The 7,426-nt window shown below is 30.8% G+C and carries 8 protein-coding genes; 3 read left to right on the top strand and 5 right to left on the bottom strand.

The window, feature by feature from the left end; all coding sequences use genetic code 11:
- Positions 1 to 291 precede the first annotated feature (291 nt).
- Together HMPREF3239_RS06995 and HMPREF3239_RS06990 are read left to right on the top strand one after the other, a co-directional pair.
- Positions 292 to 1,206: an iron-hydroxamate ABC transporter substrate-binding protein gene (locus HMPREF3239_RS06995; protein ID WP_070855158.1), complete on the top strand. Its 915-nt coding sequence runs from the start codon at positions 292 to 294 to the stop codon at positions 1,204 to 1,206.
- 818 nt (positions 1,207 to 2,024) lie between these two features.
- On the top strand, positions 2,025 to 2,921 hold the full coding sequence (locus HMPREF3239_RS06990; protein ID WP_070855157.1) for a hypothetical protein: 897 nt from the start codon (positions 2,025 to 2,027) through the stop codon (positions 2,919 to 2,921).
- Between the two features lie 876 nt (positions 2,922 to 3,797).
- On the opposite strand, the gene HMPREF3239_RS12465 is transcribed toward HMPREF3239_RS06990, so the two are convergent.
- From HMPREF3239_RS12465 to HMPREF3239_RS06970, 5 genes are all read right to left on the bottom strand, one after another.
- On the bottom strand, positions 3,798 to 3,974 hold the full coding sequence (locus HMPREF3239_RS12465) for a hypothetical protein (RefSeq protein ID WP_174841502.1): 177 nt from the start codon (positions 3,972 to 3,974) through the stop codon (positions 3,798 to 3,800).
- A 215-nt stretch (positions 3,975 to 4,189) separates the two neighbouring features.
- Positions 4,190 to 4,930, bottom strand: a complete 741-nt coding sequence (locus HMPREF3239_RS06985; protein ID WP_070855156.1) for a hypothetical protein — start codon at positions 4,928 to 4,930, stop codon at positions 4,190 to 4,192.
- Between the two features lie 127 nt (positions 4,931 to 5,057).
- Positions 5,058 to 5,282 (bottom strand): hypothetical protein, encoded by a 225-nt coding sequence (locus HMPREF3239_RS06980; protein WP_053029879.1) that lies wholly within the window; start codon positions 5,280 to 5,282, stop codon positions 5,058 to 5,060.
- A 60-nt stretch (positions 5,283 to 5,342) separates the two neighbouring features.
- The gene (locus HMPREF3239_RS06975; protein WP_053029878.1) at positions 5,343 to 5,630 is read right to left on the bottom strand and encodes a hypothetical protein; all 288 of its coding nucleotides are present in this window, start codon (positions 5,628 to 5,630) and stop codon (positions 5,343 to 5,345) included.
- 87 nt (positions 5,631 to 5,717) lie between these two features.
- The gene (locus HMPREF3239_RS06970) at positions 5,718 to 6,464 is read right to left on the bottom strand and encodes a poly-gamma-glutamate hydrolase family protein (RefSeq protein WP_070855155.1); all 747 of its coding nucleotides are present in this window, start codon (positions 6,462 to 6,464) and stop codon (positions 5,718 to 5,720) included.
- A gap of 132 nt (positions 6,465 to 6,596) precedes the next feature.
- On the opposite strand from HMPREF3239_RS06970, the gene HMPREF3239_RS06965 reads away from it, so the two are divergent.
- Positions 6,597 to 7,211 (top strand): GNAT family N-acetyltransferase, encoded by a 615-nt coding sequence (locus HMPREF3239_RS06965; protein ID WP_070855154.1) that lies wholly within the window; start codon positions 6,597 to 6,599, stop codon positions 7,209 to 7,211.
- The last annotated feature ends 215 nt before the right edge of the window (positions 7,212 to 7,426 follow it).

The following is a 7,426-nucleotide window of genomic DNA, read 5'->3' as shown; positions in this document are numbered from 1 at the left end:
AGTCATCAGTCCAATTTATTATAGAGCCTATTTTTTATGTTAATTATAAAATGCTCAAACTAAAATACCTATTAATCAGGAATGTGCTTATTTTAATGTTAAAACAGTTTTTTGTACATTGATATAAAGTTATAACCGCACACGTTGCAGACAGTGAATATAAATTAACGTATTACATTCATATCATCGAGTGGGATACATATAAGTATTGACTATAATTTTAAAAAATCTATAATTGAAAATGAATATCAATTGAAAATGAATATTAATTAAAAATTAAAGGATGATATTATGAAAAGATTATTTGGAATTTTATTATGTAGTTTGTTTATTTTGACTGCGTGTTCAGCATCTGTCGATAAAACAAGTAACTCGACTAAGACTAAAGACTATAAAATTGAAAATGGTAAAACACTGAAAGTACCAGAGAAACCTAAAAGAGTTGCTGTTTTAACCGGATTTTATGTCGGTGATTTTATAAAGTTAGGAATCAAACCAATTGCTGTTTCAGATATAACTAAAGATTCTTCAATTTTAAAACCTTATTTAAAAGGGGTTGATTATATTGGAGAAAATGATGTTGAAAAAGTTGCTAAAGCAAAACCAGATTTAATAGTTGTAGATGCTATGGATAAAAATATTAAAAAATATCAAAAAATAGCGCCAACAGTCCCATATACATACAATAAATACAATCATAAAGAAATATTAAAAGAAATAGGCAAGTTGACTAATAATGAGGATAAAGCCAAAAAATGGATTGAAGAGTGGGAAGATAAAACTAGAAAAGATAAAAAAGAAATTCAAAGTAAAGTAGGTCAAGCAACAGCTTCTGTGTTTGAACCGGATGAAAAGCAAATATACATATATAACTCTACATGGGGTCGTGGTTTGGATATTGTTCATGATGCATTCGGTATGCCAATGACAAAGCAATATAAAGATAAATTACAAGAAGATAAAAAAGGTTATGCTTCCATTTCAAAAGAAAATATTAGTAAATATGCTGGTGATTATATATTTTTAAGTAAACCTTCATACGCAAAATTTGATTTTGAAAAAACACATACATGGCAGAATATTGAAGCTGTAAAAAAAGGACATGTAATTTCATATAAAGCAGAAGATTATTGGTTTACAGATCCTATTACATTAGAACATTTGAGAAGTAAATTAAAAAAAGAAATTTTAAATAAATCTCACTAGAAATAAGTTATAAAAATTTCTTATGTATTAATAACAATATTTTTAAGAGTGATTAAATGAAACAACTGGATTAATATTTTGCACTAACTTTGATAAGTAATATAAGCATTGTTATGACAACAGTTATATAGGTTTTTACATTAATAAATAAAAGCTTTAATGAACTCCCACCGTCTCCACTATGTAGGGAGTGGGAAAGAATTCTTTTAAATTCGTCGTCCACTCCCAGCTTGCTTAGCTTGTAGAATTTCTTAGTGAAATTCTCTTTGTTGGGGCCCCCGCCCGCAAGGATGACTAGAACTGAGAAAAGCTCGATTTAAGCGCCTTCTCAGTTCAGTCAGCTACTGCAGATTTCCAAAATACATCATTATTTTATATATGTCCCAGTCTCTTTTGGTTTTGTATTTAAACGTTTCTAGGTTAGAATATATAAATGATGTTGTATTTATTATATAAAATTATTATAATATAATTAAGTCAACGACCATGCGTGGACTTTAAAAAACAAAATCATGTACAGTAGTAGCCGTCTGCTATGAGACTAGGCATTATAATTGAATATCATAGTGTTGATATAGAGATATGATTAATGAGTGATTAGTCATATCTCTTTTTACATATGCAAACATACAAATCAAACCATCACATTAATGTGTAATGAACTAAAGTTAACCCTTATAAGTAGAAGAGGTGGTTATTTGAGATATGTGAATAACGAGAAACATAGACATGCTTTAATCAGTCAATTAACTGAGAACCAAAGAGAAATACTGTTTAAGTATTAAAAATACAGAAAAAAGAATATATTAATTAATGATATGTATCGCTATTCAGAAGAGTGGGAACTTATCGACTTTAAAGTAAATGAAAATTACAGAACGAGTTGTAATGATACGCCATTATATTGTGAATGCGGAAAAGAATTAAAGTATCAATATATACTTCGATCAAAGTCAAAAGATACTATTATAAAACTTGGGATTGAACATTTTAAAGAACATAGTGGCATTCCGAATCGTATTGCTTATCAGGTTAGAAAGAATATGTTCTTGTTAGATGATTGGTTGGATGATGTACTCTTAAATCATGATAAATTGATGAATGATTCAGAGTATCATCGTAAAGTGATAAACATGTATAAAGAGTGGAATACGATCTCTGAGTCAGACGTGGAAGAATTTAATGCGAATTCATCAAAGCCTATTACGAGTAAGAATATTGAATTAATTAATGATTTTAAAAAGTATAGTATGGCTTTGCCCACTAACATCGAACAGAAAGTCTTTGCTTTGATTGATTATTTTCATAGAAAGAAATATCTTGCGTATATAGAAGAACTAGAACGAGAAAGACGTATTCAAAGAGAAAAAGAACAGGAAGCATTGAGAAAAGAGCGAGAGTTAAAACGACAGCAATTATTAAAAGAGGCTGAAGCACGTAATAGTCAAAAAAGAAAAATTATGGCAAAAGAAAAGGCAGATAAGATGTTAATTGCTGAATGTAGAGTAAAAATAACAAAGTTATTAGAAGTGCAAAATGTGATTGATATCACTACAATTTATAATGAATGTAAAATAGAGATAGACGAATTATTAAAATCGCATGTTAATACAAAGATTGTAAATGATATCGTAAATTCTATTAATAGATACACGATGTATACTGTGAAGTTCCAAAACAATAAGCTATTTAAAGCGTGGACTAAGCGTTTTTGATAAGCAACATAGTCATATCCAAAATATATTGAATGAGCGCAACTAAATTATATTATATTTATTAGTCTTGAAATATTTAATAAAAATGTTATAATATAAATGTCAACGACAATGCGTGGACGTTATAAACCGAAATACATTGCATAGCTAAGAATAAGTTTTAAATAACTTAGGAAAGAGAGCAAGTAGGACTTGTTCTCTTTTTAGTCAACGGTCGTGCGTGGACTTTAAAACAAGTACATTGATTATCGGATTTGAAATGCAAATTTCAATAAATGTAGACGAAGCGTTAGAACGAAAGGTTCTAACGCTTTTTTAAAGATTCTTCAACATAAATAATATGATAATGCTATTTGGAAAATTTGCAGTAGCTGACTGAATTGATAAGACACTTAAATTAAGCTTTTCTCAGTACAGTCGGGCCTCAGCAACGAGAATTTCGAAAAGAAATGCCACAAGCAGTGAAAGCTGGGGTTCGGGGCCCCAGCAACGAGAATTTCATAAAGAAATTCTACAAGCAGTGAAAGCTGGGGTTAAAAAGGATTTAAAGTTCTGCACCACGCTTCAATGATGTTACATCCAATTTCGATGTGGTATATATATAGTAAGCAGACTAAAGTCAGCATGATGAACTAAGACAACTCGTTAGTAAAGGAGCTGTTGTAATATGGAATTATTAACGAAAGCGATTAGTTTTATGATGTCATCTCTTTCTACATGGCTAGGAAGTAAAGATTTATTAAAAGATGTCGGAAAACTATTTGATAAAGATCACAATTGAAAGTAAGTCAACGTATCGTTTTAGGCATATGTAAAAACAAAAAACTAGCATTTACGTGTTTCAATAAATGAAACACGTAAATGCTAGTTTTGCTATTAGTTATCGTTAATTTTTTTACCATCTGTACGATCTGATTCGCCTTTGTCTTTATGCGCGTTAGGATTGTCTTTTTTGTCAGAACTTTTCTTAACATTGTCTACTGGGTCATCATTATTACCGCATGCCCCTAATAATAAAAAACTTGAAAGCAGTACAAAAGCTACTTTTTTCATATGTGTCACCCTTTGTTTAATTATATTTAATATCTAATTGATATAAATAATATTAATATAAGTATGTCACACTTTTCTAAAAATTCAACAGTTAATAATAATTTATAAATTCAATTAAATCGAATAAATGAGATAAGCTACGTCATTGTTATCTCATTCACTGAGTGACAAGGCTAGTTACAGTGAATATAGAAAACACGCTATTTCACTGTTAATTAATTTGTACTATTATCTGTCTCATTAGTATTACTTTCTGCTGATGTATCATTACTTCTAAACTGTCCATTTGCACTATCTTCAGAATAACTTTGGACCTGATTATCATCTGCTTGATTTTCGGTTTTTGACTGGTCCTCAGCACTTGAGTTGTTGACTGTAGAAGCATTCTCGTTTGAACTGTTGTGATCGCCATTATTAGTGTTGTTATTTATATTTCTGCCATTTTGATTATAAGATTGGTTTGAGTTGTTTGATTGATTTGAATTTTGATTATTGACTGCATTGTTTTGTGTAGTTCCTTGTTGTGTAGAAGGTGTTTCATTAGTTGATTGTTCAGCGGTTGGTTGTTCTTGTTGTGTGCCTTGCTGTTCTTGAGTATTTGCTTCCTTATTAGCTGATGTTTCTTCAGAGCGATTTTGTTCTTCTTGAGTAACATTACTATCATCTTTATCGTTATTATTATCTTTTTTGTCTTTGCTTTGTTTATCCTTATCTTTATCTTTTTCTTTAGACGATTTATCCTCTTTAGAGTGTGTTGCGTGATTTTCAGATGGATTGTTACTTTCAATCATTTTATGAATGCCTAAAGCAAGCATGCTAAGTAAAATAATCGTAATAGCCATTGCGAAATATTTTAAATAGTTTTTATTTTTAAAAACTGCCACAATAGCGAATAAAATTAAAATAATCGCTATGATTAATAATACCGTGCCTGTATAGAACAACAGTTTCTCCATAGGCTACCTCCATTTAATTTACATTATTAATTGCATTGTACTACACATATTATAAAATACATATTACCTTGTAATTAACATCTAATTACTATTTGAAAACAGTAGTGTAAAGGCTTTATGTATCACACTAATTGACTCTATCGTAAATGTTAATTTCCTCATTCTCTTTACTGACAGAAACATATAGTTTTTCATCATTAAGTTGTGTTTCATTCGATGTTTGATTTAAGTCGATTTCTGCTAATATTCTAAATGCACCATTATGATAAGGTTCAACTATAGAGATTTCATTTTCATATGCTTGAACCATTAATTGTCTATGTGATTGATTATTAATTTTCCAGTTAGTCATATATTCACCTTTTTCATAAAAATAAAACTACGTTAGTCATAGTCTAACGTAGCGGTTTAATTATTTAAAACTTTGTTCTATCTCCGTGAAAGCTTTGTTAGTAATCGTAATATCGTCAATTCTATCTGCTGTTAGTTGTCCATCTAGATAACCATGATCAATGAGTACTTTACAATTCTCTAAAAAATCATCATATTCACGATCACAGAAATAATCGTCTTGTGTTTTTATACTATTACCAAAATAATTTGCTTCATTTTCTGACTGACCTTCATTAGAACGTTCCATATATAATTTATAAAATTTCGCTATTGTATATTTTTGTTCTTGAGTTAATGTTTCTAACATAACACGTTCCCCCTCACTATAGTACTTTATACCCAATTTAAATAGGGGTGAAAACGTAGTGAGGGTAGCTTAGCACCTGAGAATAGATTATTGAGCGTTTTCAATGCCTTGATTAACTGCTTTGGCAAATTTGTAGAACGTACGGGTGTAGTTGTCTGGGTTCGATCTTGTTTGTTGATCCAGTTGTTTATCTTTAAAAAACAGTGCACGTTGTCCGGTTGTTAATTCAAGTTGTACGCCGGTATCATTGTCATTTCTATTAATGATATTGGAGGATGATGTCGCCTCAATACCTTTAGGACTCTTTTGAACTGTGAAACCTTTACGTTTTAATGATTTTGTGATTGATTTGGCTAATTGTTTATCTTTGCCGCCAACGTAAACAATTGGATCTTCACCTGCATAGCCATGAATGGATATAGTCTCTTCGGAGTGGTCCAACATTTTTAGGAGGGTTGGTTCATCAAATACAGTTGAAGTAATATGCAAACGTTCATTATGTTTAGGCATTAATCCTTCAAAAGTATAAAAATCATACTTACCTAGATTGGCCACACGACGAGCGAGTTCAGTCGTACCTGGTTCAATACCGCCGCCGTGAATAGCCGTAACAAGGATGTGATTATCTTTGCGGTTTTTTGTTTTAACACGCCAGTCTTTACCTTCTGTTGTATCATCTTTTAATTCTTGAAAACTTGAATAATAATCTAGTGAGCGATTTTGTTTTTCTTCACGCGTTTTATAAAGTATAAATGCAATCGCTATAATAGCAATAATTAAGACAGTAACAAATAAATAATATACTTTTGAATACCAGTTTTTTCTTTTTCTCATATGACCTTCCTTTTTAAATGAAATAATAAAAATGTGTAAATTAACTTTTATATTATAAATTATATTACTCATAAGCTCAAATATTGTTTAATTTTAAAAAAGAAGTAAATAGTTAAATAAGGAGGAATAACATTGACTAAATTAACTATTCAATCAGCACAACCGCATCACCAAGAAGGGGGACAATTAATATATGCGGCAATAGACGACATGGCGCCGATTATACTAGGTAAATCTAAAGATAAAGAAATTGTTGAAGACTTACAACGATTATGGCAAAATCATGCGAACCGATTTAGTCATGATATGTCATTTGTGGCTTTAGAAGGTGACCAAGTTCTTGGTGCGATCACGTGCAGTCCTTTAAAACAAATTGATAAGGCGATGATACCAACCGTACTTCAAATTATTTCAATGAATAAAATTAAACCCTTCAAGTCTATCATCACACACCCAAAATCATTTTATTCACTTGTTACGATGGATGAAGGCAACGAAGATGAATATCATATTAGTATGCTAGCGACGATGCCTAATGCCAGAGGGAAAGGTGTCGGCCAACAACTTATAAATGTTGCAGAACAAAAAGCTAAAGCATCAGGGTTTAGTAAACTATCGTTAACAGTAGTGAAAGATAATAAAGCAGCATTGAAATTGTATCAAAAAATGGGATTTGAAATTGTTGGAGAAATTAATCATAAACCATACTATCTTTATAAAATGAGAAAAGAAGTAAATAAAGCATAACATCATCGGGTGCGGGAGAGGAATCAAGTAAATGCTTTATCCGTACTCAGCTTGCTTAATTTGTAGAATTTCTTAGTGAAATGCTCTTTGCTGGGGCCTCGCCGTCAAGGATGACTAGGTTTGAATAATGCTTGATTTAAGCGCATTTTCAAATCAATCAGCGATTGCCAAGATAACAAGGAAGGGAGTGGGACAGAATTCTTTTTAAATTCGTT

Origin of the sequence: Staphylococcus sp. HMSC34C02, assembly GCF_001838705.1 — a bacterium.
GTDB lineage: Bacteria > Bacillota > Bacilli > Staphylococcales > Staphylococcaceae > Staphylococcus > Staphylococcus borealis.
This window is presented reverse-complemented; position numbering and strand designations above follow the sequence as displayed.

What these genes read in the sequence shown, in the direction of transcription:
- HMPREF3239_RS06970 (WP_070855155.1), bottom strand. Translation starts at nt 6,464, where the DNA reads ATGAGAAAAAGAAAAAACTGGTATTCAAAAGTATATTATTTATTTGTT.
- HMPREF3239_RS06985 (WP_070855156.1), bottom strand. Translation starts at nt 4,930, where the DNA reads ATGGAGAAACTGTTGTTCTATACAGGCACGGTATTATTAATCATAGCG.
- HMPREF3239_RS06990 (WP_070855157.1), top strand. Translation starts at nt 2,025, where the DNA reads ATGTATCGCTATTCAGAAGAGTGGGAACTTATCGACTTTAAAGTAAAT.
- HMPREF3239_RS06980 (WP_053029879.1), bottom strand. Translation starts at nt 5,282, where the DNA reads ATGACTAACTGGAAAATTAATAATCAATCACATAGACAATTAATGGTT.
- HMPREF3239_RS06995 (WP_070855158.1), top strand. Translation starts at nt 292, where the DNA reads ATGAAAAGATTATTTGGAATTTTATTATGTAGTTTGTTTATTTTGACT.
- HMPREF3239_RS06975 (WP_053029878.1), bottom strand. Translation starts at nt 5,630, where the DNA reads ATGTTAGAAACATTAACTCAAGAACAAAAATATACAATAGCGAAATTT.
- HMPREF3239_RS12465 (WP_174841502.1), bottom strand. Translation starts at nt 3,974, where the DNA reads ATGAAAAAAGTAGCTTTTGTACTGCTTTCAAGTTTTTTATTATTAGGG.